At 67.0% G+C, this 25,991-nt stretch carries 25 protein-coding genes; 8 read left to right on the top strand and 17 right to left on the bottom strand.

Annotation, left to right across the window (positions count from 1 at the left end):
* Positions 1 to 301 precede the first annotated feature (301 nt).
* Positions 302 to 1,132: a hypothetical protein gene (locus tag NKG98_RS10655; RefSeq protein ID WP_254765905.1), complete on the top strand. Its 831-nt coding sequence runs from the start codon at positions 302 to 304 to the stop codon at positions 1,130 to 1,132.
* 447 nt (positions 1,133 to 1,579) lie between these two features.
* Here the strand turns inward: NKG98_RS10655 and NKG98_RS10650 are convergent, their stop codons facing one another.
* From NKG98_RS10650 to ahaH, 8 genes are read right to left on the bottom strand one after another with little or no spacing between them, the layout of a single operon-like run.
* Positions 1,580 to 2,986: an ATP synthase subunit B gene (locus NKG98_RS10650; RefSeq protein WP_254765904.1), complete on the bottom strand. Its 1,407-nt coding sequence runs from the start codon at positions 2,984 to 2,986 to the stop codon at positions 1,580 to 1,582.
* A 2-nt stretch (positions 2,987 to 2,988) separates the two neighbouring features.
* A complete protein-coding gene (locus NKG98_RS10645; protein ID WP_254765903.1) occupies positions 2,989 to 4,752 on the bottom strand; it encodes an ATP synthase subunit A in 1,764 nt (587 codons plus the stop codon).
* Between the two features lie 4 nt (positions 4,753 to 4,756).
* Positions 4,757 to 5,086 carry a V-type ATP synthase subunit F gene (locus NKG98_RS10640; RefSeq protein WP_254765902.1) on the bottom strand — a complete coding sequence of 110 codons (330 nt, stop codon included), beginning with the start codon at positions 5,084 to 5,086 and terminating at the stop codon, positions 4,757 to 4,759.
* Positions 5,083 to 6,135, bottom strand: coding sequence for a V-type ATP synthase subunit C (locus NKG98_RS10635; RefSeq protein ID WP_254765901.1), 1,053 nt, complete (start codon positions 6,133 to 6,135; stop codon positions 5,083 to 5,085). Before NKG98_RS10635 ends, NKG98_RS10640 begins: the two co-directional genes overlap by 4 nt.
* On the bottom strand, positions 6,132 to 6,713 hold the full coding sequence (locus NKG98_RS10630) for a V-type ATP synthase subunit E (RefSeq protein WP_254765900.1): 582 nt from the start codon (positions 6,711 to 6,713) through the stop codon (positions 6,132 to 6,134). The genes NKG98_RS10635 and NKG98_RS10630 overlap by 4 nt, the downstream gene beginning before the upstream one ends.
* Before the next feature lie 19 nt (positions 6,714 to 6,732).
* The gene (locus NKG98_RS10625; RefSeq protein WP_254765899.1) at positions 6,733 to 6,990 is read right to left on the bottom strand and encodes a hypothetical protein; all 258 of its coding nucleotides are present in this window, start codon (positions 6,988 to 6,990) and stop codon (positions 6,733 to 6,735) included.
* A gap of 5 nt (positions 6,991 to 6,995) precedes the next feature.
* A complete protein-coding gene (locus NKG98_RS10620) occupies positions 6,996 to 9,272 on the bottom strand; it encodes a V-type ATP synthase subunit I (protein ID WP_254765898.1) in 2,277 nt (758 codons plus the stop codon).
* Complete coding sequence (gene ahaH / locus NKG98_RS10615; RefSeq protein ID WP_254765897.1) at positions 9,259 to 9,591, bottom strand: ATP synthase archaeal subunit H; 333 nt, start codon at positions 9,589 to 9,591, stop codon at positions 9,259 to 9,261. The genes NKG98_RS10620 and ahaH overlap by 14 nt, the downstream gene beginning before the upstream one ends.
* Positions 9,592 to 9,737: 146 nt before the next feature.
* Between ahaH and NKG98_RS10610 the strand changes: the two genes are divergently transcribed.
* The gene (locus tag NKG98_RS10610; RefSeq protein ID WP_254765896.1) at positions 9,738 to 10,376 is read left to right on the top strand and encodes a methyltransferase domain-containing protein; all 639 of its coding nucleotides are present in this window, start codon (positions 9,738 to 9,740) and stop codon (positions 10,374 to 10,376) included.
* A 6-nt stretch (positions 10,377 to 10,382) separates the two neighbouring features.
* Here NKG98_RS10610 and NKG98_RS10605 read toward each other — a convergent pair whose 3' ends face one another.
* Positions 10,383 to 10,895 carry a type IV pilin domain-containing protein gene (locus NKG98_RS10605; protein ID WP_425504332.1) on the bottom strand — a complete coding sequence of 171 codons (513 nt, stop codon included), beginning with the start codon at positions 10,893 to 10,895 and terminating at the stop codon, positions 10,383 to 10,385.
* 33 nt (positions 10,896 to 10,928) lie between these two features.
* Entirely contained in the window at positions 10,929 to 12,131 is a 1,203-nt protein-coding gene (locus NKG98_RS10600; protein WP_254765894.1) for a DUF7096 domain-containing protein, read from the bottom strand.
* Between the two features lie 186 nt (positions 12,132 to 12,317).
* On the opposite strand from NKG98_RS10600, the gene NKG98_RS10595 reads away from it, so the two are divergent.
* Positions 12,318 to 13,562, top strand: a complete 1,245-nt coding sequence (locus NKG98_RS10595) for a helix-turn-helix transcriptional regulator (RefSeq protein WP_254765893.1) — start codon at positions 12,318 to 12,320, stop codon at positions 13,560 to 13,562.
* Positions 13,563 to 13,594: 32 nt separating this feature from the next.
* Here NKG98_RS10595 and NKG98_RS10590 read toward each other — a convergent pair whose 3' ends face one another.
* Together NKG98_RS10590 and NKG98_RS10585 are read right to left on the bottom strand one after the other, a co-directional pair.
* Positions 13,595 to 14,074: a hypothetical protein gene (locus NKG98_RS10590; RefSeq protein ID WP_254765892.1), complete on the bottom strand. Its 480-nt coding sequence runs from the start codon at positions 14,072 to 14,074 to the stop codon at positions 13,595 to 13,597.
* A gap of 397 nt (positions 14,075 to 14,471) precedes the next feature.
* Positions 14,472 to 15,467 (bottom strand): radical SAM protein, encoded by a 996-nt coding sequence (locus NKG98_RS10585; protein WP_254765891.1) that lies wholly within the window; start codon positions 15,465 to 15,467, stop codon positions 14,472 to 14,474.
* 242 nt (positions 15,468 to 15,709) lie between these two features.
* Between NKG98_RS10585 and NKG98_RS10580 the strand changes: the two genes are divergently transcribed.
* The gene (locus NKG98_RS10580) at positions 15,710 to 16,816 is read left to right on the top strand and encodes a DUF373 family protein (protein ID WP_254765890.1); all 1,107 of its coding nucleotides are present in this window, start codon (positions 15,710 to 15,712) and stop codon (positions 16,814 to 16,816) included.
* On the opposite strand, the gene NKG98_RS10575 is transcribed toward NKG98_RS10580, so the two are convergent.
* The 5 genes from NKG98_RS10575 to NKG98_RS10555 all read right to left on the bottom strand — a co-directional run bounded on the left by NKG98_RS10575 (position 16,813) and on the right by NKG98_RS10555 (position 23,371).
* On the bottom strand, positions 16,813 to 17,655 hold the full coding sequence (locus tag NKG98_RS10575; RefSeq protein WP_254765889.1) for a polyprenyl synthetase family protein: 843 nt from the start codon (positions 17,653 to 17,655) through the stop codon (positions 16,813 to 16,815). The two genes, NKG98_RS10580 and NKG98_RS10575, sit on opposite strands and share 4 nt — an antisense overlap.
* Positions 17,656 to 17,705: 50 nt before the next feature.
* Complete coding sequence (locus tag NKG98_RS10570) at positions 17,706 to 20,165, bottom strand: methyl-accepting chemotaxis protein (protein ID WP_254765888.1); 2,460 nt, start codon at positions 20,163 to 20,165, stop codon at positions 17,706 to 17,708.
* 4 nt (positions 20,166 to 20,169) lie between these two features.
* A complete protein-coding gene (locus NKG98_RS10565; protein ID WP_254765887.1) occupies positions 20,170 to 21,438 on the bottom strand; it encodes an ABC transporter substrate-binding protein in 1,269 nt (422 codons plus the stop codon).
* A gap of 191 nt (positions 21,439 to 21,629) precedes the next feature.
* Entirely contained in the window at positions 21,630 to 22,586 is a 957-nt protein-coding gene (locus tag NKG98_RS10560) for an electron transfer flavoprotein subunit alpha/FixB family protein (RefSeq protein ID WP_254765886.1), read from the bottom strand.
* Entirely contained in the window at positions 22,583 to 23,371 is a 789-nt protein-coding gene (locus tag NKG98_RS10555; protein WP_254765885.1) for an electron transfer flavoprotein subunit beta/FixA family protein, read from the bottom strand. Before NKG98_RS10555 ends, NKG98_RS10560 begins: the two co-directional genes overlap by 4 nt.
* Positions 23,372 to 23,524: 153 nt before the next feature.
* Between NKG98_RS10555 and NKG98_RS10550 the strand changes: the two genes are divergently transcribed.
* The 4 genes from NKG98_RS10550 (at position 23,525) to NKG98_RS10535 (ending at position 25,991) form a co-directional block, all read left to right on the top strand.
* Positions 23,525 to 24,004: a TRAM domain-containing protein gene (locus NKG98_RS10550; protein ID WP_254765884.1), complete on the top strand. Its 480-nt coding sequence runs from the start codon at positions 23,525 to 23,527 to the stop codon at positions 24,002 to 24,004.
* 129 nt (positions 24,005 to 24,133) lie between these two features.
* Entirely contained in the window at positions 24,134 to 24,592 is a 459-nt protein-coding gene (locus tag NKG98_RS10545) for a Tfx family DNA-binding protein (protein ID WP_254765883.1), read from the top strand.
* Positions 24,593 to 24,634: 42 nt separating this feature from the next.
* Positions 24,635 to 25,420, top strand: a complete 786-nt coding sequence (locus NKG98_RS10540; RefSeq protein WP_254765882.1) for an SDR family oxidoreductase — start codon at positions 24,635 to 24,637, stop codon at positions 25,418 to 25,420.
* A gap of 58 nt (positions 25,421 to 25,478) precedes the next feature.
* Positions 25,479 to 25,991, top strand: a complete 513-nt coding sequence (locus tag NKG98_RS10535; RefSeq protein WP_254765881.1) for a DUF8215 family protein — start codon at positions 25,479 to 25,481, stop codon at positions 25,989 to 25,991.

Below are 25,991 nucleotides of genomic sequence, written 5' to 3'. Positions count from 1 at the left end.
TCGATATACTAAAAATAATATTTGTAGGATAACAAAATATGATAGAAACACTCGCGATCGGATTGCTTTTCCATGACTCGAAGTTATATTCTCTCTTAGCAGATTACTAATGAAGCCGCTCACGTGATCCGATAGGTGAATGAACACTAGATAACGCCTTCAACCGCCTCAATATCGGTTTTAAGGCCTAAAACCCGCCCAAAACAGGAGCCTGCTTTTCAATTTTAGTAATTTTATAAGATACTAATAGGACTAGTCTTGGAAAGAATTTATTACCTTCCGTATTTTATGTAGTTCTGAGATGTCTGACCGACAACTTTCCCGACGTGACGTAATGAGAGCTGCTGGTGCTACAGCTGCCACCGCAGGTATAGCCGGTGTCGGTGCCGCTTACAGCGATACTGCGAAAGACATCACAGAATTATCATTTAAGATCCACACCGGTGATTCGGTCGGTGATCCTGATCAACCGTTCTTTAACGGTGTCCGTGATGGGTTAAACGACTTCGCTTCGTGGCTAGAAACATGGGTTGGATATGTACATAATGTTTATGTTTCAGATCTGGGGCGCGCTTACGACGTTTCCCTCAGCGGAAACGGTTCGGACTGGGAAGATCCGGTTCGTGACGCTGTGCCGTCAACTTACCAGAATCCGGGCCAAATGAACTTTGTCATTATTCATGGAGGTTCTGACTATAATCTCGGTCGTTCCACTATCGACGAAAAAATTTATTCGTCGGAAGGAAGCGTCTGTTACGCGAATAATAACCACGCTGAACTGAACCGTCTTACCGGATATCAGTATGGGTATAACACTGCTATTCACGAGGTCGCACACTGTATGGGGGCCGTTCACAGTCACGGACACCCTGATATGCACGGTGAAGGCGGGAAGGCTACGATCATGGCCACCGGCTATACGAATGCGGCTAATGACTGGTTCGATAATAACCCACCTGACGAAGGATGTTTCGGAAACTCGTGGACTACTTATAACACTATTAACCTTCAGCCTGCATTTACTCGATGTACGTCGCATGCGGTTCTCGACTATCTGGAAGGCGGAACTGCCTTAGATAAGAGCGACTTCAAAACTTATTCGTATATCGATGAGAATGAGAAGCCCTTCTAGAGTTAACTAAGCGACTAGCTTTTCCCATCCTCTGTCTTGTATGGATATTAGTAATAGCTCATATTAAAAGGCGATCTCGTGGCGGAGGTATGTAGTTAAGAGCGAGAGATGAGACAGTATAATTTTAAATCCTGAAAATAGAAAATATCCTGCCTCGGTGCTCGTAGAGACTGGATCGAATTAGACTTTTCAAATACCATCTCAGAACTTGAGGTGTATCGCTCTCCGGTGGTGGCGACCACGGCCTCGTCGTCGGCGTAGTACTCCCATGCACGGTCGAGAAAGTCGGTAACGAGCAACGGCTTCTCTATGCGAATGAGTAACGACATATCGTGATAAAACCTGTTTCGGTGCGATCGAACATTTGCCGACGGTGGCCGTAGAACCGAACCCGTTCGCGTCGCGACGAGAACTGCAAGCCGTCGGCGATACGAAACGCTGCCGCTGTCAGGCCTCGACCTCGACCACGTCGCCCTCGCGGTAGTGCTCCTCGATGAACTCCTCGTCGACGCGGTTGAGTTCCTCCCGCGGGAGCGTCGACAGGAGGTCCCAGCCGATCTCGAGGGTGTCCTCGATCGAGCGGTTGGTGTCGTACCCCTGCTGGACGAACTCCTCCTCGAAGCGGTCGGCGAAGTCGAGGAACTTGTTGTCCCGCTCGGAGAGCGCCTCGCGGCCGACGATGTTCACGAGGTCGCGCAGGTCCTCGCCCTCCGCGTACGCCGCGTACAGCTGGTCGGAGACGTCGCCGTGGTCGGCGCGGGTCAGCCCCTCGCCGATCCCGTCGTCCATCAGTCGGGACAGCGACGGCAGCACGTCGATCGGCGGCTCGACGCCCTGGGAGTTCAGCGACCGGTCGACGATGATCTGCCCCTCCGTGATGTACCCCGTCAGGTCCGGGATCGGGTGGGTGATGTCGTCGGAGGGCATCGTCAGGATCGGAATCTGCGTCACGGACCCCTCGCGGCCCTCGATCCGGCCGGCGCGCTCGTACAGCGTCGCCAGGTCGGTGTACATGTAGCCGGGGTAGCCACGCCGGCCCGGCACCTCCTCGCGGGCGGCGCCGATCTCGCGCAGCGCCTCACAGTAGTTGGTGATGTCCGTGAGGATGACCAGCACGTGGTAGCCCTTCTCGAAGGCGAGGTACTCCGCCGTGGTCAGCGCGAGTCGCGGCGTGACCGTCCGCTCGACTGCGGGGTCGTCCGCGAGGTTCATGAAGACGACCGAACGCTCCAGCGCGCCGGTGCGCTCGAAGTCCTCCATGAACTCGTTTGCCTCCTCCTGGGTGATGCCCATCGCGCCGAAGATGACCGCGAACTCGGAGCCTTCGCCCTCCTCGTCGGCCTCCTCGGGGACGGTCGCCTGCCGGGCGATCTGCAAGGCGAGTTCGTTGTGTGGCAGCCCCGACCCGGAGAAGATCGGCAGCTTCTGGCCGCGAACCAGCGTGTTCATGCCGTCGATGGCCGAGACGCCGGTCTGGATGAACTCCTCGGGGTACTCCCGGGAGTAGGGGTTGATCGCCTCGCCGACGATGTCGACCCGTTCCTCGGGAACGATCTCCGGGCCCCCGTCGATCGGGTTCCCCGAGCCGTCGAGCACCCGCCCGAGGAGGTCCTCGGTGACGGGCATCTTCATCGTCTCGCCCAGGAAGCGCACCGAGGCGTTGCGGTCGATGCCGCCGGTCCCCTCGAACACCTGGATCGAGACGAGTCCCTCGCTGGTCTCCAGCACCTGCCCGCGCAGGGTCTTGCCGTCCGGCGTCTCGATCTCGACGATCTCGTCGTAGCCGACGGGTTCGTCGACCTCGGCGAACACCAGCGGACCGCTGATCTCCGTAATCGTTTGGTACTCCTTCATGGTTAGTACAGCTCCCTGATCTGTTCTTTGAGGTCCGATTCGAGGTCCGCGATGAACTCGTCGTACTCCTCGGCGGTCCCCATCCGGTTGAGCCGCGGGATGGCGTCGACGTCGGTGATCTCGTCGACCGGGACGCCCGCGTCGAGGGCGTCGAACGCCTCGTCGCTGAACGTCTCGATCGCCTGCAACATTCGGTAGGTCTTCTCCGGTTCGCAGTAGGTGTCGACGTCGTGGAACGCGTTCTGCTGGAGCCACGCCTCGCGGAGGTAGCGGGCGACCTCGAGGGTCAGCTGCTGGTCCTCCGGCAGGGCGTCCTTGCCGACGAGCTGGACGATCTCCTGGAGTTCGTCCTCCTCGTCGAGCGTGTCGATCGCCCACTGGCGAATCTCGGGGTAGTCGTCGGCGACGTTCTCGCGGTACCAGGGGTCGAGTTGCTGGCGGTACAGCGAGTAGGACTCGTTCCAGTTGATCGCCGGGAAGTGCCGGCGTTCCGCGAGGTCGGCGTCCAGCGCCCAGAACGTCTTGACGATACGCAGCGTGTTCTGGGTGACCGGCTCCGAGAAGTCACCGCCCGGCGGCGAGACCGCGCCGATGACCGACACCGATCCCTCGGTGCCGTTGATGTTCTGGAACAGGCCGGCGCGCTCGTAGAACTCCGACAGGGACGCGGCGAGGTACGCGGGGTAGCCCTCCTCGCCGGGCATCTCCTCCAGCCGCGAGGAGATTTCGCGCATCGCCTCGGCCCACCGCGAGGTGGAGTCGGCCATCAGCGCGACGTCGTAGCCCATGTCGCGGAAGTACTCCGCGATGGTGATCCCGGTGTAGATGCAGGACTCGCGGGCCGCGACGGGCATGTTCGACGTGTTAGCGATGAGACACGTCCGGGACATCAGCGGCTTGCCCGTCTTCGGGTCTTCCAGTTCCGGGAAGTCCTCGATGACCTCGGTCATCTCGTTGCCCCGCTCGCCACAGCCGACGTAGACGACGATGTCCGCGTCGGCCCACTTGGCGAGCTGGTGCTGGGTGACCGTCTTGCCCGAGCCGAACGGGCCGGGGATCGCCGCGGTCCCGCCTTTCGCGATCGGGAACAGGCCGTCGAGGATGCGCTGGCCCGAGACGAGCGGGATCGTCGGCGTCTCCTTCTCGGCGGCCGGGCGCGGTTCGCGGACCGGCCACTCCTGGTGCATCGTGATCTCCTCGCCGGAGTCGAGTTCGGCGACGGCCTCCTCGACCGTGAACTCGCCGGCCTCGATCGACGTCACCTCGCCGCCCTCGTAGCCCGGCGGGACCATCACGCGGTGGGTGATGCTCTCGGTCTCGGGGACTTCGCCGACGACGTCGCCGGGGGCGACCTCGTCGCCCTCCTCGACCGTGGGGGTAAACTCCCACTGCTTCTCGAGGTCGATGCCCGGCGCGTCGACCCCGCGGTCGAGGAACGCCGAGGCCATCTTCTCCTCGAGTTCGTCGAGCGGGCGCTGGACGCCGTCGTAGATGGAGTCCAGCATCCCCGGCCCGAGGTCGACGCTCAGGGGTTCGCCCGTGTTCTCGACGGGTTCGCCGGGGCCGACCCCGGAGGTCTCCTCGTACACCTGAATCGTGGTCAGGTTCCCTTCGATCTCGATGACCTCGCCCATCAGCCCTTCCGTTCCGACGTAGACGACGTCGTTCATCCGGGCGTCGAGGTCCGTGGCGGTCACGACCGGACCGCTCACGCTTTCGATTACACCGTCTTCCTGGACGGTTTCGGTCTCTTCTGCCTGACTCATGGTTTCACTCGTTGTTGTCGTCCATCAGGTCGATGCCGATGGCGCGCTTGATCTGTTCACGAAGCCCGCCACCACCCGTACCGCTCCCGATGGTGACGACGACCGGTTCGACGCTCGTCTCCACTTCGTTCCGGACGTTCCGCGAGAGGTACTCGAGGTCGTCGTCGTGCATGACGACGATCCCGACGTCCTCGTCCTCCATGACGGTCGCGACGGCGTCGTCGAGCGACTCGTCTTTCTCCGCGTCCGGAACGTCCTCGAATCGCCTGACGCCTGCGAGTCGGAAGCCGGTCGTGAACTCCGGGCTGCCGACGACGGCTATCTCCTGGCTCATAGGATCACCAGCTCCTCTTCGATCTCGTTCTCGGCGAGCCCGACCTCGCGACCGCGGGCGATCGCACGGATGTTCTCGACCTCGCGTTCCTTCGCGAGGATGTACGAGAGCACGGCCGAGATCGAGACCGGGTAGATGCTCGAGAGTCGGTCGGAGTACTCGAGCAACGCAGCGTCTAGTGCGTGCTCGAACTGGATAAGGCTGTCAGCTTCGCGCAGCCACGAGAGGGCCTCGGACAGCCGGTCGCCGTACCGGCGACTGTCGGCGATGTGCGAGACCAGCGCGTCGTAATCGCTGACGAGCCGGCGCAGCTCCGACCGGCTGAACAGCACGCCGCCCTCGATGTAGTACTCCGCGGGGTCGAGGTCCGCGCCGCTTCGCGCGAGCCGCAGGGCGTTTCGCGCGTTGCGGAAGTCGATCTCGGCTTCGAGGAACTCGACGTACATCGCCCCGGGGCCCTCCTGGGGGCGGCCGAGGTCGTCGAGCAGGTGCTCGTAGAACGTGCGGTCGAGCGCGTTCTCGAGGGGCACGAGCACGTCGGTCTCCTCGTAGCGCTCGTACGCCTCCGAGAGCGGCTCGTAGAAGATCGTTCCCCGCAGCAGTTCGACGACGTCCTCGATCGAGTCGGCCTCGACGATGCGTTCGAGCGTCGCGTCTTCGAGTTCGCCCGCGCGGATGAGGTCCGGGCGGATCTCGTCGGCCGGCGTGTCGGTGTAGATGCCGCGGATGGCGGTTTTGACGTTCCAGACGTCGAACTTCCGGAGGTACCGGGCGACGAGGTCGTACGTGCGCCCCTCGGACCAGTCGAGCAGGTCGTGGAAGTGCTTCGCGAGGTTGCGGTTCAGCGCGTACTCGATCAGGTCGACGCCGGAAAAGCGCGTACCGAGTGCGTTGATCTCGCGCTCGTACTCGGTCTCCTCCATGAACCGCGCGATCTCGCTCGGCCCCATCCGGATCAGCTTCCGATAGTCCTCGTCGTCGAACAACACGGCTCGACGCGCCCTGACGCGGGCGTTCACGTACTCCGGATTCGAGGAACCAGTGCTCATTGCTCGAAGAGTCGGTCGCTGATCTCCCGGAGGTTGTCCTCCCAGACGTCCTCGAGCATCGAGTCGAACGTGTTGTTGACCCGCAGCCGCGAGCCCTCGCCCTCGACGACGACGCCGCCGAGGCAGTCGTACTCGCCGGCGTACTCGTAGCCGTCGTAGTCTTCGAGGATCGACTCGATCAGCTCCCGGTCGTCAGCCCGACCGTACACCTTCACGTCGTTGCCCTCCTCGAACTCGACGCTCGCGGCGTCGAGCAGTTCGCGGGTCAGCTCCTCGCGGGTGTCGTCCGGGAGCGAGGCGAGTTCCTCCTCGACGCGCTCGCGGACCTCCCCGAGGACGTCGCGGCGGGCCTCCAGGCGCTTCTGTTTCGCCTCCAGCTTCGCGCTGGAGAGACGCTGTTCACGCAGCTGCTCGATCTCGCGTTCGGCCTCGCGTTCGGCCTGTTCGCGGATCTCCTCGGCGTCGGCCTCCGCTGCCGAGGTGATCTCCTCGGCGCGGGCTTCGCCCTCGTCGCGGATTTCCTCCGCACGCGCGCGGGCCTCTTCCCGAATGTCTTCAACGACTGTGTCCAGACTCATTGGTGAGAGAAGGGGGAGGTTATCCGACCAGGAAGACGACGACCAGGGCCAGGATCACGAGGGTCTCCGGAAGGACCGTCAGGATCAGCCCCGGAACGAACATGTCGTCGTCCTCGGCGATCGCGCCGACGGCCGCCGCGCCGATACCTCGCTCGGCGTACCCCGCCGCGAGGGCGGCGAGACCGACGGCGATCGCCGCCGCACCGTTTTCGGTCAGCATCGGGCCGCCTTCAGCTTGCAGTACAACATCCGCGAGTTCAGGTGTGAATTCGAACATTTTATTCAGTCCTCACTGTGGTTTCGATCGTATCCGAACGGTTCGTAGTTCCTGCCACCGCCATCATAAAACTTCCCAAAGAACTCGACGTACTCCAGACGCACGGCCTGTAGACCGGCGCTCGTGACGCCGAGCGCGAGCACCAAGAGGTGCCCCAGCACCAGGATCACGATGCCGCCGAGCAGGCCGGCGACCCCTTCGTGCATGAGCCCCGGGAAGACGAGGTCCGCCGCGTCGCCGTAGTGTTCGGCGACGTAGCTCGGGTCGTGGTCGGTCAGGAAGTGCCACTCGCCGTCGGGGTCCTCGTACATCCCGAAGAACAGCAGGTTGACGACGAGGGCCATTCCGGCCTTCGCCAGCAACACCGCCGCCATCCGGGTGTACGAGAGGGCGTTGACGAGCACCGACAGCGCCTCGGCCAGTTCGGGCGCGTCGCTGATGCCCAACATTACGAGCCCGACGAGGAAGACGAGCAGCGGGAGCGTCAGCGTGCCGACGCCGGGGATGGTAACCAGCGCCATCTCCGGGAAGCCGGCGAAGCCGAGGTCGTACGGCTGGCCGTCGAACGCGGTGAACAGGAACTCGGGCTTCTGGCTCTCGCCGTGGGCCGAGAAGATCCAGATCCACAGCCCGTTGATCATCAGGATCCACGAGCCGCTGTGGAAGATCGCGTCCGTGAGCCCGTGGCTCACGTTCTCGACGAAGTCGAGCACGTAGCCGACGTTGAGGTGGACTATGCCGACGACCACGCTGGCGATCAGCCAGGCGTAGGCGTAGTCGACCGTCGCGGGCGAGAGCCCCTTCTCCATCGGCGGGTGGCCGCCCCAGACGATCTCGCCGAGTTCGTGCAGCCCGAAGATCTCGCCGTACAGCAGGCCAAAGAGGATCGTGAACCCGCCGGCCCACATCCCGATGCCGCCGAGGGCGGTGACCCCGGTGCTCTCGAACCGCGAGTACATGTAGTAGCCGATGGCCACGTAGAGGATCCCGTAGCCGACGTCGCCGATCATGAACCCGAAGAACGCCGGGAACGTCAGGAACAGGAAGATCGTCGGGTCGAGTTCGCCGTACTTCGGCGCCGAGACGGCCTTGACGAGCACCTCGAACGGCTTGGCCGGCGAGGGGTTGCTCTGGACCGTCGGCGGCGTGTCGTCCATCGTGACGACGCCGCCGTCGGCGCGTGCCTCCGACGAGGATCGGTCCGCGCCGCTCGCCTCACCGCCGTCGGTGGCGGCCTTCTGGGGCTCGCGGTCGGCCTCCTCGTCCTCGGCCGCCGCCGGGCCGCCCTGCTGGACGTCCTCGGTGTGGGTGGGCGCGCCGTGGCGGTCGTAGTCGGCCCGTTCGAGTTCCTCTACCTCGACGCTGTCGCCGACGGCGTCGCTGAGCGTCGCGACGAGCCGGTCGTACTCCGCCGTCGGGATCCACCCTTCGGCGACGAACGCCCGCGGGGTGGTCGCGAACTGCAGCGGCGCCTCCGCGCGCTGGACCTCGATGGTCAACGCCTCCTCGGCGCGCAGCAGGAAGCCGGCCTCGTCGTTCCTGATGCGTTCGATCTCGGTGTCCACCTCCTCGAGAGTCGCCTCGAGGTCGCGGCGCTCCTCCGTGAGTTCCCGGACGTACGCGTCCGGGCTCCGGTCGGTCTCGGGGATGTCGTGGCTGGCGAACTCGATACCGACGAGGGCGTCGTCGACGACGCTCTCTCCGGCGTCGACGTCCGCGTCGTCGGCCGGCGCCGCGACGATGGCGACGACGTCGCTCTCGGAGTCGCCGGTGAACGTCTCGTAGGCACGGATCTCGTCTGCGGCTTCGAGGGCCGCTTCGATCTCCGCGAGGTCGCCCTCGCCGACGACGACGTCGACGCTCTCGTACCCCGACAGGAGGTCGAGGTCGATCCCGAGTTCGGCGAACGGCGCGACGCGGTCGATCCGCTCTTCGACGCGTCGGAGCCGCTCGCGGACCTCGCTTCGCTCGTCGTCGAGGTCGTTGACGCGGGTCCTGACCTCCTCGAGGCGCTCCTCCCAGCCGTCTTCGAGGCGACCGGAGTCGGGCTCGACATCGTCGTCGTCAACGTCGAGCGTACTCTCCAGCGCCCGGACGGTCACCAGCTTCTCGGAGGCCTCCTCGGCGCCCGAGATCGGGTCGCCGTTGTCGAAGCCCTGCCAGGTGCCGTCGTAGTCCGAGAGGTGGAGGCGGTTGAGTTCGTGGACGGCCCCGATGACGTCGGCCATGACGGCCTTCGATCCCGTCACCGAGACCTTGCTCATCCGCTCAGGTCTGAGCATGCACGTCCTCCTCGAACAGGGACACCACGTGGTCGACCGCCTCTTCGACCCGGTCCCGGGCGCGCTCGGCGAGCGCCTCGCGCTCCTGTTCGCCCTCGCGGAGGACGCGCTCACACTCGGCGTCGATCTCCTCGCGCGCCTCCTCGAGGCGGCGCTCCTTGAGATCCCGCGCTTCCCGTTCCGCCTCCGAGCGGATCTCCTCGGCCCGCTCTCTGGCCTCGGCGATCCGCTCGTCGCGGTCGTCTTCTGCCGTTGCGACGATCGTGTCGGCCTCCTCCTCCGCCGACTGGAGTCGTTCGAGAACCTCTGGCCTCGGCATACTCTAAGCAACCGATCCTTGCTCAAGCGCGTATATGGTAGTTGCGAAACCGAATGCGGGTACGCGGCCGAAATCGCGCCCGTCCGGACGTCGCGCCGCGGCGCCAAACACCAGACATATTGTCGCTCGGCCGAACCTCTCGAACGATGGGAATCCTCGAGAACAAGGCCCGGGCCCGGCTGTTCTACAAGTACCTCTCGAAGGTCTACGACCGGATCAACCCCTTCGTCTGGAACGAGGAGATGCGCGCCGACGCCCTCTCGATGCTCGAGTTCGACGACGCCGAGATGGTCCTCGACGTCGGCTGCGGCACCGGCTTCGCCACCGAGGGGCTGCTCGAACACGTCGACACCGTCTACGCCATCGACCAGAGCGAACACCAGCTCGAACAGGCCTACGCCAAGTTCGGCAAGCGCGGCCCCGTCCACTTCCACCGCGGGGACGCCGAGCGGCTCCCGTTCGCCTCGAACACCTTCGACGTCGTCTGGTCGTCGGGCTCGATCGAGTACTGGCCGAACCCGATCCTCGCGCTCCGGGAGTTCCGCCGGGTGCTCGAACCCGGCGGTCAGGTGCTCGTCGTCGGGCCGAACTACCCCGACAACCCGATCACGCAGCGACTCGCCGACGCGATCATGCTCTTCTACGACGAGTACGAGGCCGACCGGATGTTCAAGACCGCCGGCTTCGAGGAGGTCAGACACAAGTTCATGGGCCCGTCGTACGAACCCGACGTCGCGATCACGACGGTCGCCCGCGCCCCCGGCGGCGACGCGAACGCCGACTGACTCCGTTCACCTCGCCGTCGCCTCGAGTCGCGCCAGCGGCCCCTCCTCGGTCGCGAGCGTGACGGCGACCGTATCGCCCGCCGCGATATCGGGTTCGTTCGTCGCCGCCAGCCGCAGGCTCGCACGCTCCCCCGCGGTCCACGTCGAGTTCGCCGCCGCGTTGAACGGCCCACCCGGCGCGCCGTCGAACCCCTCCGCGCCGACGAACGGCACCGGCGGCTGGTGCGCGAGCGGGTCGCCGTCCACCGTCACGGTCACCGACAGCGTCTCGACGTCGACCGGGTCGCCGGCGACGTGATCGAGGACGACCGACCGCTCCGCGTCGACCGACAGATCGAACGCGGCGGTCGCCGGGGCCGAGGCGACCGGCAACGACCCCACCCCGACGGCGACGACGGCCGCCAGCAGGACGACGACCGCGATCAGCGCGACGACGCCGACCAGCGGGGCGACCGCTCGCGGATGCCCCTCACTCCGGTACTCGACTCCGAGCGACACGCGACGCTCTCGCCGCGGCATCGCAGTTAAAACCTCCGACGGGCGACGCGGCCGTCAGCCGCCCGCCACCGTCGCGTTCACGCTCCCGTCGTTCGTCTCGGCGGTCAGTTCGTACTCGCCGGTCGGCGGCACGATCCAGCGGGTCCCGTCGTCGCCCGTCTCGCCGACGACGGTGCCGTTGACGGCGACCGTGGCGTCGACCGGCGACCCCGTCACCGAGTCCGTGACGGTGACCTCGACGGGGCCGTTCGCGGGCGTCTCGTTGAGCGCGAGTTCGAGCCCGCCGTCGGACCACGTGCGGTCGACCGGCGTCGACGGTATCTGGCTCACCGTGAGCTCCTGTACCTCGTCCGTCACCGAACGGGTCCCGCCGTCGATGTGTGCGTCGAGAGTCCCTTGCCCGTGGGAGATCTGCACCCTGTACATCTCGTACGAGAACAGGGCCGCGAAACTCGACCCGCTCCCGGTCTCGTAGGCCCACGGGTAGACGTCTTCCGTGTAATCGGACGCCTCCATGAGGCCGCTGAACTGATCCGGCTTCGACTCGTTCCGGTTGTCGAACCGGTGTGTCTCCGAGAGGTAGGTGGAGCCGACAACCGTCGCCAGTCGGTATCCGTTCGCTTCCGTCTCGACCAGCACGACCGCGTCGGTGCTCGCATCCCCGCGCGTTGCGCTATCGATCCGGGCGCGTATCGGAGTCCGATACTGGGCGAGTCTGTGGTTCTTCTCCCGGACCTCCTCCCGATTCGAGTAGCCGCTCACCGCGTTGGCCCGGTCGGCTAGCTCCTCGACGACGGCCGAGAGCTCTCGTGCCTCGTTGTGGTTCCTGACGAGGATCTGCAGCAGGACGGCGTCGGAAATTTCGCCGTTCACGTGCCGCTCGACGGCACGCCGTTCGCGCTCCTCGAGTTCCGTTATCCGCTCGTCGACCCGTTCGAGCCCCGACTCGAGCCGTTCCTCCCGCTCGGCCGTCGAGAGGGCGCCGAACTCGTGGTCGACGACGAACCGTTCGTGGTCGACCCGAAGTTCGTCGTCCGCCGCGGACAGCGACGATCCGAGGTCGAGACCGGGTTCGGCGTACTCGCTTCGTACATCCCCGTCGAGTACGAGCCGATTGGTCGTCCCGTCGGACTCCGTTACGCCGCCTTCGTTCGTCACTTGCCCGTTCGCCGGGGCGGCCGCGAGGGCGGTCGTGGCCGGGAGCGAACAGAACAGAAGTAACGCGAGGAGGGCAGGGGCCGCGTTCTTCGTCGACATCGATGTTCGATACGCGTGTTCGAATCCCAGGTACAAAAACTGGTCGGCACGCCTGACGGTCGGTTTCAGTCGTCTGACACCCCGTAACCGGGTCTAACAGCCCTTTAGACCGTTCAAAACGGACGGTAACGTTTTATTTTCGGATGGAAAGGGTTTTTTCCCCCGGGAAACCAGTCGTTGATACGCATGCGGTTGCCCACCGCCATCACGTTCGCCCTCACGGTCCTCCTCATCACCGCTACGCTGGGGGCGATGGCCGTTCCGTCGTCCGCACTCCCCTCGACGGCGACCGGCGAGTCCCCGCCGCGCGACCCCTCCCTCGACACCCACCCGCCGGCGCTGGAACCCGACGACCCTCGGCAGGTGATCCGCATCAACGTCACCGACGACGGCGACGCCTACTGGACGGTCGAGACCCGCTTTCGGCTCGAGACCGACGCGGACGTCGATTCGTTCACCGAGTACGCCGACGCCGTCGTCGCCGGCGACCGGTCAGTCGGGTACGACGCCGAGACGTTCGAACGGTTCGTGAGCGAAGCGGAACGAGCGACCGGCAGAGAGATGCGGATCGAGGACGCGGGGTGGGACGACTCCCGCGTCGTCCGCGACACGGGTGCCGACCCCGAAGAAGACGAGGTCGAGGTCGACGACGTCGAAGCGGAGCCCGCGGTCGGCGTCGTCTCGTACTCCTTCCGCTGGACGGACTTCGCTACCGTCAGCAACAATCGCATCTACTTCGGCGACGCGTTCGCGACCGGGGACGGGAGCGGGACCTGGTTCCCCGCGCTGGCCGACGGCCAGCGCCTGATCGTGGAGGCGCCGCCGAACTACGGGTTCGAATCGGCCCCGCCGGTCGACCAACAGGACGGCGCGCTCGTCTGGGACGGCCCCCACGAGTTCGGCGAGAACGAACTCGAGATCGTCTACCTGCGAGGGGCGAACCCCGCCGCTACCCTGTGGGCAGCGCTGTCGGCCGCTCTCGGGTTCGTCCCGGGCGGGCCGGCGGTGGGACTGTTCGCGATTCTCGCCGTCGCGGGCGTCGGATTCCTCTTCGCGAGGTACGGCTCCCCCTCCGAGTGGCCGTTCGACGTTCCCGTAGTCGGCGGCGACGGCGACGAGACGTCGACGGTGACGTACGCCGAATCGGACGCGGCGCCCGACGACTCGGACCGCGAAGCCGAGTCGGAGTCGGTCGCCCCGGACGAGGTCGATGTCGAACTGCTGAGCGACGAGGAGCGCGTCCACCGGCTTCTCAGACGGAACGGCGGCCGCATGAAACAGGCCGCGATCGTCAAGGAGACCGGCTGGTCGAACGCCAAGGTCTCCCAGTTGCTCTCGAAGATGGACGAGGACGGCCAGATCGAGAAACTGCGGATCGGCCGCGAGAACCTGATCACGCTGCCGGAAGTGGACCTGACGGAGATCGACTAGCGGCCGACTCCCGTTTCGTCCGTCGCCGGTCGTTACAGGTACACCGCGAGCGCGATGCCGCCGCCGACGAGCGCCAGATAGAGCACCAGCACCGTCCGCGAGGAGAGGTAGACGTCGAGTCGGTTCTCGATCCGCCGGCGGGTGGCCGGAATCGTCAGCGTCCCGGCGACGGTCAGCGTGGCGCCGACGACCCAGCCGCCGACGAGCAGGCGATCGTAGACGACCCCGCCGACGACCAGCAACGCCGCGCCCGCGAGCAACGTCGCCGCACCGACGAGGGAGACGAACACGCCCAGTCCGGTGATCCCGCGATTGGCGTCGCGGACGATCCGCCAGGACTCCCGCTCGTCGATCTCCCGGGCCTCGTCGGTGACGTTTTCGGCCGCGGACAGGTTCATCGACCCGCAGTCGTTGCACGGCGGGTTGTTCCGGTTGTGGACCCGCCCGCAGTCGTCGCAGACGAACGAGACGGACGCCGCCTCCCCGACCGTCTCGACCTCAGCGCGACTCACGCTCGCCCTCCAGTGTTCGTGTCCGACGTTCGATACGACGCATCGGGGCCGGCTACTCGGACGGTCGTGAATAATTTTTCGTTATTTCGACTCGAACGGAGTGGCGGTTCGCCCGCCGCGTTCGTTCACGCCAGCGGCGTCCGCTCGACGACCTGCCGCGTGGACCTTTTTCTCGTCGGGTTCGCTCGCGGTGCTCGCTCACCGCTTCTCGCAAAATCTCCACCAAAACGGCCGCTCACTCGCGTCGCTCGTTCGCGGGTGCTACGCCAGCGGCGTCCGCTCGACGACCTGCCGCGTGGACCTTTTTCTCGTCGGGTTCGCTCGCGGTGCTCGCTCACCGCTTCTCGCAAAATCTCCACCAAAACGGCCGCTCACTCGCGTCGCTCGTTCGCGGGTGCTACGCCAGCGGCGTCCGCTCGACGACCTGCCCGTCGTAGGTCGGGTACTGCTCGACGATTTCGCCGTCGTCGAGGTCGCCCTCCTCGATCATCTCCTCGAGGAGCCACCACGCCACCTCGACGTGGTTCGTCTTGACCGCGTAGAACTCCTCGGGGACGCCGAGTTCCTCGAATCGGCCGGGGTCGGCGTAGGTCTTCCCGTAGACGAGGGTGCCGTCGTCGGTGACGTCGTCGAACTCCCGGCGGACGTTGCGGGCCATCCGCTTGAGTCGACGGCGGTGCTGGGCGGCGTCCTTGAAGACGGAGGTACAGAAGTAGACCTTCGGGTGGTCGCCCATCACCTCGAGAATCTCCTCGCGGGAGCCCTCGACGGCGCTCATGTGGCCCTCCTTGAGTTCGAAGCCCTGCTCTTGCATCCGGCGGTAGTTGCCCTGTGACATCTCGAACTCGTTGACGTTACAGAAGTCGGCGGCGCCCTCGTCGAGAAAGTCGAGGAACTCGGGTTCGGCGCGGATGCCGGGAATCTCGAACGCCGGCGTCAGGCCCTCCTCGCGGGCGATGTGGAGGATCTCCTCCCACTCGGTGCCGTGGAGGTCGCCCCACTGTTCCAGCGGCGGGTGGAAGCGAATCTCGTCGAGGCCGGCCTCGGCGAGTCGGCGCATGTTCTCGCGGCCGCCCGTGATGCCGGTGTAGAGGTGGGTGTGGTGGTCCTCGCCGAACTCGTCTTTCAGCAGGGAGAGGTAGTGACAGGTCCGGTCGAGGGCCTCCTGTGGTTCGCCGCCGGTGATCGAGGTGCCGAGCGCGTCCATCCGGCGAGCCTCGGTGAGGACGTCCTCGTCTCCCTCGACGAGCCGTTCGTTGGCGTAGACGTCGGTGACGTTCTTGCGGGTCTCGCCGAGCGGGCAGTAAAAGCAGTCGCGCTGGTCGCAGTAGCCGTAGACGAACAGCACCATCTTGCCGCCGTTGGCACACTGCTCGCAGCCCTTCGAGATCATTCGGTACCACCGATTGTGGGCCGGACGCCAAAAACTGCACGAATCGGGTGGGGCGGATTACGTCGTCTGCGCCGGCGTCCACCCGGCGCGTCCACCCGGCGGCGAGGACCGGATCGCGACGCTGCTCGGCGGGGTCGAGCACGGCCGCTGACCCGACGGCCCGCGAAGGCGGTCCCGGCCCCGGTCGTCCCGTTTCGTCCTCCCCAGAAGAGGGAAATACCGCGATAACGAACGTCCGGTCGATGCTGCTGGTCCTGTGTGTCGACCTCGACGACGATCTCGGGCGCAAGACCGGCTTCTCGACGCCGGTGATCGGCCGCGAGGCCGTCGAGGAGGCGGCCGTCGCGCTCGCGACCGCCGATCCCGAGGACTCCGACGTCAACGTCATCTTCCAGGGGTTGCACGTCTACGACGACCTCGAGAGCCGGGACGAGAGCGTCGAGGTCGCGGTCGTCACCGGCAACGAGGGCGCCGACGTCGGCGCCAACCGCGAGGTCGGCGACGAGGTCGACACCGTCCTCGCGAACCTCTCGACCGGCGAGGACGTCACCGCGCTCGTGGTCACCGACGGCGCGCAGGACGAGTCGGTGATCCCGATCATCCGCTCGCGGGTGCCGATCGACGGCGTCCGCCGCGTCGTCGTCCGGCAGGCCCAGAACCTGGAGTCGATGTACTACACGATCAAGCAGGTGCTGGCCGACCCCGAGACCCGGGGGACGATCCTCATCCCGCTCGGGATCGTCCTGCTCATCTACCCGCTCGCGCTGGTCGGTTCGTTGCTCGAGTTGCCGGGGCTGGTGCTCGGGACCACCTCCGCGCTGCTCGGCCTCTACCTCATCTCCCGGGGGCTCGGTCTCGGCGACCACCTCGACCGGGCCGTCGACCGCGCGCGCAACTCGCTGTACGCCGGTCGGATGACCCTGCTCGCGTACGTCGTCGCGACCGCGCTGTTGATCCTCGGCGGGGTGAGCGGCGTCGACAGGCTAGAGATGCTCCAGGAGTCGACCGCCGGCGACCCCGGCATCCCGATGGTGCTCTCGGCGCTGGTGTCCGGCTCCGTCCGGTGGTTCGCCGCGGCGGGGATCACCACCAGCCTCGGCCAGATCACCGACGAGTACATCGCGGGCCGACTCGAGTGGCGCTACCTCAACGCGCCGTTTTACGTGATCGCGATCGCGGTCGTCCTCCACGCGGTCAGCGCCTTCTTCCTCGACGAGGTCGGCGTCCCCTACCTCGCGACCGCGCTGACGGGGGGGACGCTGCTCGGGATCGCGAGCACGCTCGCGTTCGCCATCGCCGAGTCGCGCCTCTCGGACTCCGAGGGCACCCGGCGGGCCGAGCGCGCCTAACGTTCCCGCTCGACGACGAACTCCGCGAGGTCGAGGAGGTAGTCGCGGGCCTCGCCGTCGACGACGTCGACCGTCTCCAGCGCGTCGATCGCGCGGTCGGCCTCGGCGCGGGCGCGGTCGTTGGCCTCCGCGGGCGTGAGGTCCGTCACCTGGACGACCGACGGCCGCTCCATGGCCGCGTCGTGGCCGGTCGGCTTGCCCAGCGCCTCGGGGTCGGCGACGGCGTCCAGCACGTCGTCGCGGATCTGGAAGGCGACGCCGACGCGCTCGGCGTACTCGCCGAGGGCCTCGACGGTGAAGCCGTCCGACCCCGCGGCGATGGCGCCGAGTTCGGCCGCGGCGCGAAAGAGCGCGCCCGTCTTCCGGCGCGCGAGGGTCATGTACTCGTCTTCGGTTTCGGGTTTCGCGGCGAGTTCGGTCGCCTCGCCGACGCCGAGTTCGACCATCGCCTCGGCGACCACCTGCGTCGCGTTCGGATCGGCCGAGAAGAGCGCGAACGCCTCGCCCAGCAGGCCGTCGCTGGTGACGATCGCCGGCCCGTAGCCGTACTCGGCCCAGGCGCTCGTCGTCCCCCGCCGCAGGGCCGAGCGGTCGATGATGTCGTCGACCACCAGCGACGCGGTGTGGACGAGTTCGATCCCGACGCCGAAGTCGACGGCGTCCTCGGCGGTGCCGCCGACCGTCTCGCAGGCCAGCAGCGTCACCGTCGGCCGCACTCGCTTGCCCCCCGAGAGGGTGACGTGGCGAACTTCCGCGCTGAGCGTCCCGGGTTCGACGTCGTCGACGACCTCGACGAGACGCTCCTCGATCAGCGCCCGTCGGCGCTCGAGAAGCTCCATTGTCGACGGCTAGGGAGAGGGTGAAAAAGTAGGTGACGGTTGACTACTCGCTACTCGTCGTCGACGCCGCCGAAGCTGAACGGCTCGTCGGTCGTCGAGGCGTCGTCGGCGGCGGCGTCGCCGTCTTCGTCGGCCTCGTCTCCCTCGTCGTCCCCTTCGACGGAGACGCCCTCGCTCTCGCTCTCGAAGGAGATGTCGTCACCTTCGCGTTCGAAGGAACCGTCCTCGTCCCCGAACGAGACGTCGTCCTCGAACTCGGGGTCGACCGGCGCGGCGCCGTCGCGGTCGGTCTCGAACCGATCGAGGGTCTCGCTGAGGTAGACCGCCCGGTCGGCGAGCGAACTCGCGCTCCGGGAGACCTCGGTGAGCGCGGAGGTCTGCTCCTCGGCGGCGGCCGCGACGTTCTGGGCCTCGGCGGCGGTCCGGTCGGAGATGTCCGTCGCCGTCGAGACCATCGAGACGACCTCCTGGGTCGCGGCGGCCTGCTCCTCGGTGGCGGCCGAGATCTCCTGGACGCCGTCGTTGGTCTGGGCGGCGTACTCGGCGATCTCGTCGAACGCCTCCATCGCGCTCGTCACCGAGTCGGCGTGCGTCGAGATGCGCTCGGCCGACCGCTGGACCTCGGTCGCGGTGCGCTCGGTCCGCTCGTCGATCCGTTCGAGCCGTTCCTCGATGTCCTCGGCGGTCTCCTTCGTGTCCTCTGCCAGTTCCTTGACCTCGCTTGCGACGACCGAGAAGCCGTCGCCGTTGTCGTCGTCGCCGCCACCGCCGCTGCGCGAGGCCTCGATGTTGGCGTTCAGCGCCAGCATGTTCGTCTCGCGGGCGACCTCGGAGATGAACTCGACGAGTTCGTCGATCTGGTCCATCTCGGCCTCGAGGGCCTCGATCGCCTCGACGGCCTCGGCGGACTCGTCTTCGATCTCGCGCATGCCCTCGATGGCCTCGCGGGCGGCCTCGCGACCCTGTCGGCCGGTCTCGGCGGTCCGCTCGGCGAGGTCGGCCACGTCGTTCGAGGAGGCGGCGATCTGCTCGGTCGTCGTCGACAGCCCGCCCATCTCGGAGTTGACCGCCTGGAGGTTCTCGTTCTGGCGCTCGGCGCCGTCTGAGATCTCCTGGACCGACTCGGTGACCTGCTGTGAGGCGCCGCGGACCTCCTCGGCGCTGGCGGTCACCTGCTCGGAGGCGGTCGCGACCTCGTTCGCGAAGCCTTTGACCTCGTCGGTGGTCTCCTCTAGCTGGTCGACCATCTCGTTGAACGCCAGCGCGATGTCGGTCATCGCCTCGCTCTCGCTCTCGGGGTCGAGCCGGCGGGTGAGGTCGCCGTCGGCACACTCCTCCATGACGCCGCGGTACTCCTCGGCTTTCTGCTCGAGGTGGCGGGTCATCCGCTCGGACTGCTCGCGCTCGGTCTCGGCCTCGCGTCGGGCCTCGTTGGCCTCCTTGATCCGTGCGCGCAGGGAGTTGCGCATGCTGTCGAAGGCCTCGAACAGCCGCCCGATCTCGTCGATGCGGTTCGTCTCGAGGTCGACGTCGAGGTTCCCGTCTTCTATCTCCGCCGCTCGGTCGCGCAGCGTCGTCAGCGGACTGACCGTCTGGCGGCCGAGGACGACGCCGACGAGACTGAGCGCGGTGAGGCTCACGAGCACCATCACGAGGACGTTCGTCCCGACGCTCGCCGCGACGCCGTAGGCCTGTTCGGTCGGGACGCTCGTCACGGCGACCCACTGCGTGTTGCTGACGGGGACGTACGCCTGCACGGCGTCGTCGCCTCTCACCCGGGTGAGCCGGCCGCCGAGCGCCGCTTCGAGTGCGCCCTCGTCGACGTCGTCGACCGTCGTCTCGCCGGTCTGGAAGACGTCGGTGCCGTCCGCGTCGAGGATGACGGTCGACGCCGACGTGTTCTCCTGCTGGAGCTGTTCGATCTGGTACTCGAGCGTGCCGATGACGACGACGGCGCGGTCGTCGCGGTCGGTGACCGGGCTGGCGAACGCCATCACCTGATCGCCGAGCGTGGGCGACTCGTAGGCCGACTCGGAGTACCAGACCTCCTCGTCGAGGTCGAACTCCTCGTCGAAGTCGCGGTCGGCCCACGGCTCCTCGAGGTCGTCGAACGACGTCTCCCGGTAGGCCGCGTTCGTACTCGTGACGATCTCGCCCGAGTCGGTGTCGACGTAGTGTATCGCCCGGACGTTGACGCCCATCCGCGCCTGCTCCTCGACGAGGTGACCCTGAACCGCCTGTGGGTCGCCTTCGGCGAGTATCGGCGACGCCGACGCCGTGCGGGTCTGGACGGACAGCGACTCCATCCAGCTGCTGATCTCGCCGGCCTGCATCTCGGCGGTCGACTCCAGTTGCGCGTTCGCGTCGCTTCGTACCGTCTCGTCGATCTCGGCGTAGCTGACCGCCCCGACGGCTCCGATCACGAGCACGACGGTCAGGATCGAGATCACGAACTTGGCGAGGTATCGTCGCCTGACGAACGACGGTGCCAGTTTGGTGAGAATCGACATCATGTTACGCGGTGATCCGGTCTATTTCGGCGATGCCGCCGTCTGCGCTCTCGTCGAACTCCCAGTACTCGAAGGTGGTGTCCATGGTGTCGCCGTTCTCGTCGAACCGCGTCTCGTTCGACGCGCCCCGGTACTCGACGGCCGTCCCCGACGCCGCGAGTTCGAGGCCCTCGGCGAGCGTCTCCGGGGTGACCTCCTCGCCGCCGCCGCTGGTCACCGCCCGGATGGCGCTCTGGATCGCCCGCCCGTCGTTCTGGCCGGCGTAGGCGTTCGCGAGCAGGAGCACGGCGCTCGCGTCGTACGCGTTCGACTCGAACAGCCCGGGGTCGGCGCCGTACGCGTCCGCGTACAGGTCGGCGAACGCGTCGCTTCCCGGCCCGTCGATCAGCGGCGCGGTTCCGCGGATCCCGTCGAGCGAGTGATCGACGAGGTCGTGGAGGTCGCCCTCGCGGAGTCCGTCGGTGACGAGGACGTCGGCGTCGTACTCCGCGCCGAGGTCCGAGAAGAGCGTCTCGCCCATCTCGGGGTAGGTGGCGAGGACGAGCACGTCGGGGTCGCCGTCCGCCGCCCGGTCGAGTTCGGCCGCGTACGACGTCGCCGACTCGTCGATCGGGATCTGTTCCGTGATCGTCCCCCCGTGGTCGTCCCGGAACGAGCGGCTGAACGCCTGACTCAGCTGCCACCCGTAGTCGTTGTTCACGTAGAGCGTGGCGGCGCTGTCGCCTCCGAGGTCGGTCGCCGCGATCTCGGCGAGGACGGTCCCCTGTACCGAGTCCGAGACGGCCGTTCGAAAGACGAGGCCGCCGTCGTTGAGCGTCGTGATCGTCGGCGTGGTCGCTCCCGGCGAGCAACAGACGGTCTGGTACGGGATCAACACCTGCTGGGTCACCTGCAACACGATGTCGGAGTCGAGCGGCCCGGTCACCATCGGATACCCCTCGTCGACGAGCGACGCGGCGGCCTGCACCGCCGCCGCCGGGTCGCTCTCCGTGTCCGCCCCCGCGTGTTCGATCTCGAGAGCGACCTCGTCTCTCACCTGCTCGATCGGCAACACGGCGGCGTCGCGGATCGACTCCCCGACCGTGCTCCGGGGGCCGCTCAGCGGCAGCATCGTTCCGATCTTGATCGTTCGATCGGTGCCGCCGATCTCCTCCCCGTCGTCGGTCGCCATCGTTCCACCCCCCGGCACGGAGTCGGTACAGCCGGCGAGTCCGGCGACCCCGACGCCACAGAGCCCCGAGAGCATTCGTCTCCGATTCGGCTGAATGTCCATATTTTCATGTTCGCCCACCCATATATAGTTTTAATGCAATTTCATTCAGATTTCATAATGATTTGTCCGTGATTGTTGTTACATTGTGCCATTCAACCACCGATTCGTCATCGCAATCCTCGCTCGGGTGGACGGCGCGAACCCGACGGCTACCGGGTGGGTCGTACGCGAAAAAATTACCGCGGGCGGCGCTACTGGAACTCCTCGGCGAGCGCCGGGACGACGTCGAAGAGGTCGTCGACGATGGCGTAGTCGGCGATGTCCATGATCGGCGCGTTCGGGTCGGTGTTGATCGCGACGATCGTGTCCGACCCCTTCATCCCGGCGACGTGCTGGACGGCACCGGAGATGCCGATCGCGATGTAGACGTCGGGCGTGACGACCTTCCCGGACTGGCCGACCTGCCGGCTCGCGGGCAGCCAGCCGGCGTCGACGATCGGCCGGGACGAGGAGAGGGTCGCGCCCAGCGCGTCCGCGAGGTCGCGGACGATGTCGAGGTTCTCCTCCTCCTCGATGCCGCGGCCGATGGAGACGAGCACGTCGGCCTCGGTGATGTCGACGTCGCCGGCGGCGACCTCCTCGAAGCCGGTGACGGTCGAGCCGATGGCGTCCTCGTCGATCTCGGCGTCGAACGCCTCGATCGCGGCGTCGCCGGTTCCTTCGGCGGCGGGCCACTCGCCCTCGCGGATGGTGACGATCGCCGAGTTGGCGTCGAGTTCGGTCGTCGTCTCGACTTTCCCGCCGTACATCTCGCGGGTCGCGACGAGGCTCTCGCCGTCGACCGCGAGGTCGACGACGTCGGTGACGATCGGCAGGTCGAGTTCGGCCGCGACCGCGGGGGCGTAGTCGAGCCCGTTGACGCTGTTGGCCGCGAGCACGTACTCCGGCGCGAGTTCGTCGTACAGCTGGGTGACGGTCTGGGCGTAGACGTCGTGGTTGAACTCCTCGCCGTGGTCGACGGTGTGGACGGCGTCGACGCCCTCGCGGTCGAGTTTCTCCGCGAACGCCTCGACGGTGCCGCTGATCACCGCGAGGTGCAGGTCGCCGCCGGTCTCGTCGGCGAGTTCGCGGCCGGCGGTGACGAGTTCGTAGCTGACCTCGCGCAGTTCGCCGCGGCGGTGGTCGACGATCGCCAAGATGTCGCTCATGCGACCACCCCCTTGTCGCGGAGGAGTTCAGCGAGTTCCCCGGCGGTCTCCTCGGCGCCGCCCTCCCAGACGGTCACGTCGGTCTCGGACTCGGGCTCGTACATATCGGTGAGCCTGACCGCGCCCTCGACGGCGCTCTCGTCGACGCCGAGGTCGGCGAGCGTCTTCGTCGCGAGTTCCTTGCGCTGGGCCATGCGGATGCCGCGCAGGCTGGCGTAGCGGGGCTCGTTGATCCCCGTCTGGATCGTCAACACGGCCGGCAGTTCGACGTCGGTCAGCTCCTCGACGCCGCCCTCGAGTTCGCGCCGGACCGAGGCGACGTCCCCGAGGTCGTGGTCGAGGTCGTTGACGACCGCGGCCCACTGGAAGTCGATCGACTCGGCCAGCGAGACGCCGGTCGCGCCCCAGCTATCGTCGCCGGACTGGACGCCCGAGAGCACGAGGTCGGGCGCTTCCTCCTCGACGACCGCCTCGAGGATGGCGGTCTTCGCGTCCACGTCGAGCAGGTCGACGCCTTCGAGCGTGTCGTCCCAGACGCGGATCGCGCGGTCGGCGCCTTTCGCCAGCGCCTGCCGGATCGTCTGCTCGCAGTCTTCCGGGCCGATCGTGACCGTCACGACCTCGTCGACGACGCCGTCCTCCGAGAGCTGGACGGCCTCCTCGATGGCGTAGTCGTCCCACTCGTTGAGGTCGGCGCCGAGGTACCGCTCGTCGATCGCGGTGCCGTCGATCTCGAACTCGTCTTCGACGGTCGCGACCTCCTTGACCGTAACGAGAACTTTCATCATTGTCGATTGCGGTGCCTGACCCGTAAACGTTTTCGGAACGGCGGTTCACGCACGGACGGTTGATTCGACCCCGGCTCCGACCGGACCGGCCGTCTCCGGGCCCGCACCCGAGACGCAAGCTGTTTAACGCTTCCGCGAGTACCACACGCCATGGCAGACTGTCCACTCGCGGACGAGTGCCCCAGTTTCTCCGAGCGGATCGCGGGAATGGGGTGTCAACACTACGGCGACCGCGGCGGCAAGGAGTGGTGTAACCACTACAACCAGCCCATCGAGGACCTGAAGACCCAGCCCGTAAAACCGGGCGAGGAGGTCGTCGTCGACGTCGTGGACATGCACGAGAGCGGCGCCGGCGTCGGCCGCACCGAGGACGGCTTCATCGTCATGGTCGACGGCATCCTCCCCGACGCCCGCGCCCGCGTCGAGATCACCCGGGTACACAGCAACCACGCCCGCGCCGAGGAGATCGAGCGTCTGCCGCTGGAACCCGACGACGAGGACGAGGACGCGGACGCGGACGACGAGGCCGACGCGGACGCCGTCGACGACGCCGACGCCGACGAGGGCGGCGACGGCCGCAAATCCCGCCGCGAGCGCCTCGGCAGCCGCGAGAACTTCTGGGGAACCTGATCCCCGCCGCGAGTGGACAGCCCGCCGCGCCGACGTCCCCGTGGGCGTGGCCCGACCGTGGGAGCTTTGATCTCCCCGACACCTACGTTCGGCCATGAGCGCGAGCGCCGACCGCGGCGGGGTGGAGCCGTGATCGACGAGGTGGACGCCCTGCTCGAAGAGATCGGCTTCGATCCCGACGAGAGCGTCCTCACGCGCAGGCAGGCGCAGGTACTGGCGCTTCGCGAGCGCGACCGGTCGCAGGCGGCGATCGCCGACGCGCTGGGCACCTCGCGGGCGAACGTCTCCTCGATCGAGGGGAGCGCGAGGGACAACGTCGCGAAAGCCCGCGAGACCGTCGCGTTCGCCGAGGCGCTCCGCGCGCCAGTGCGCGTCCACGTCCCCGCGGGGACCGACCTCTACGACGTCCCCCAGCAGGTGTACGACGCCTGCGACGCGGAGGATGTGAAAGTCGACCATACGGCTCCCGACCTCATGAAGATCGTCACCGACGCCGCGGGCGACGCCGTCAGCGGCCGGCGGATCTCCGAACCGCTGGTCGTCGGCGTCACCGCCGAGGGGTCGGTCCGGGTGCGCCGACCCGAGTGAACCGTCGGTGAACCTTTGTCGGCCGCCGCCGATGCCCCGCGCATGGACCTCGAACTCGACGGAAACGCGGCGCTGGTGACGGCGTCTTCGAGCGGCCTCGGCTTCGCGAGCGCCGCGGCCCTCGCGCGCGAGGGGGCTGACGTGACCATCTGCGGCCGCGACGAGGACCGACTCGACGACGCACGCGACCGCCTCGAAGCCGAGGCGGCGGGCGAGGTGCTGGCGGTGCCGGCGGACCTCACCGATCCCGACGACGTCGCCGCGCTCGTCGACGCGACCGTCGAGGCGTTCGGCGGCCTCGACCACCTCGTCACGAGCGCGGGCGGCCCGCCGAGCACGACGTTCCTCGAGACCAGCGGGCGCCAGTGGTACGAGGCCTACGACCTGCTCGTGATGAGCGTCGTCTGGACGGTCGAGTCGGCCCACCCGCACCTGCTCGAGAGCGACGACGGGAGCATCGTCTGCATCACCTCGCGGACGGTCCGGGAGGTCGCCGACGGCCTCCTGCTGTCGAACGCCGTCCGGCGGGCCGTGATCGGCCTCGTCAAAACGCTCTCCCGGGAGTTCGCCCCGGAGATCCGCGCGAACGCCGTCCTCCCGGGGACGATCGAGACGCCGCGGATCGAGGAACTGATCGAGGCGCGCGTCGCCCGCGGCAGCTACGCCGACTACGACGAGGGGCTGGCCGAGATGGCCGCCGACATCCCGATGGAGCGGATCGGCGACCCGCGCGAACTCGGCGAGGTCGTGGCGTTCCTCTCGAGTCCGCGTGCGAGCTACGTCACCGGCGCCGAGGTGCCGATCGACGGCGGGTCGCTGCGGAGTTGAACCGAACGGCCACACGCGCGGCCCACGGTATTTTGGCCCCGGACTTCGAACGCCGCCTATGGGTCGCGACTCGGCCCGCGACACGCGAACGGCCACCTCGAACCGCCGGCGGACGTGGAGCGGATACGGCCAGCTGATTCGCGCGGAGAAGTCCGCGTTCGGGCGGTTCCTCCACGACCTGACGTACGTCTTCACGGACGTCTCCGTCTCGATTCTCCCCTTGCTCTTTCTCGTCATCGAACGGCCCGCCGCGCGCTTCTACGGCGTCAGGGCGGCGATGCTCGTCGCGTGGGCGACGACGGTGGTCGTCGCGGCCGCGATCCGCGGCGGCCTGCTGTGCCCGCCGGGGACCGACGCGCTCGGCTGGGTGTCGCTCTCGCCCGCGCTCGTCGTCCTCCGGATCGGCTACTTCAACCTCGCGCTGGGCGTCGCGGCGTTCGGCGGCGTGGCCGTCGCGGGCGCGCTCGGGACGCCGGTCGCCGCGCTCGCCCTGTCGTTCGTCGTCGCCCTCGTCGCGACGCTGGCGTTTCCGGCGGCCGCGGACGCGCTCTACCGGCGGCTCGCCGACTAG

The sequence above is a fragment of the Salinilacihabitans rarus genome (assembly GCF_024296665.1).
Taxonomy (GTDB): domain Archaea; phylum Halobacteriota; class Halobacteria; order Halobacteriales; family Natrialbaceae; genus Salinilacihabitans; species Salinilacihabitans rarus.
This window is presented reverse-complemented; position numbering and strand designations above follow the sequence as displayed.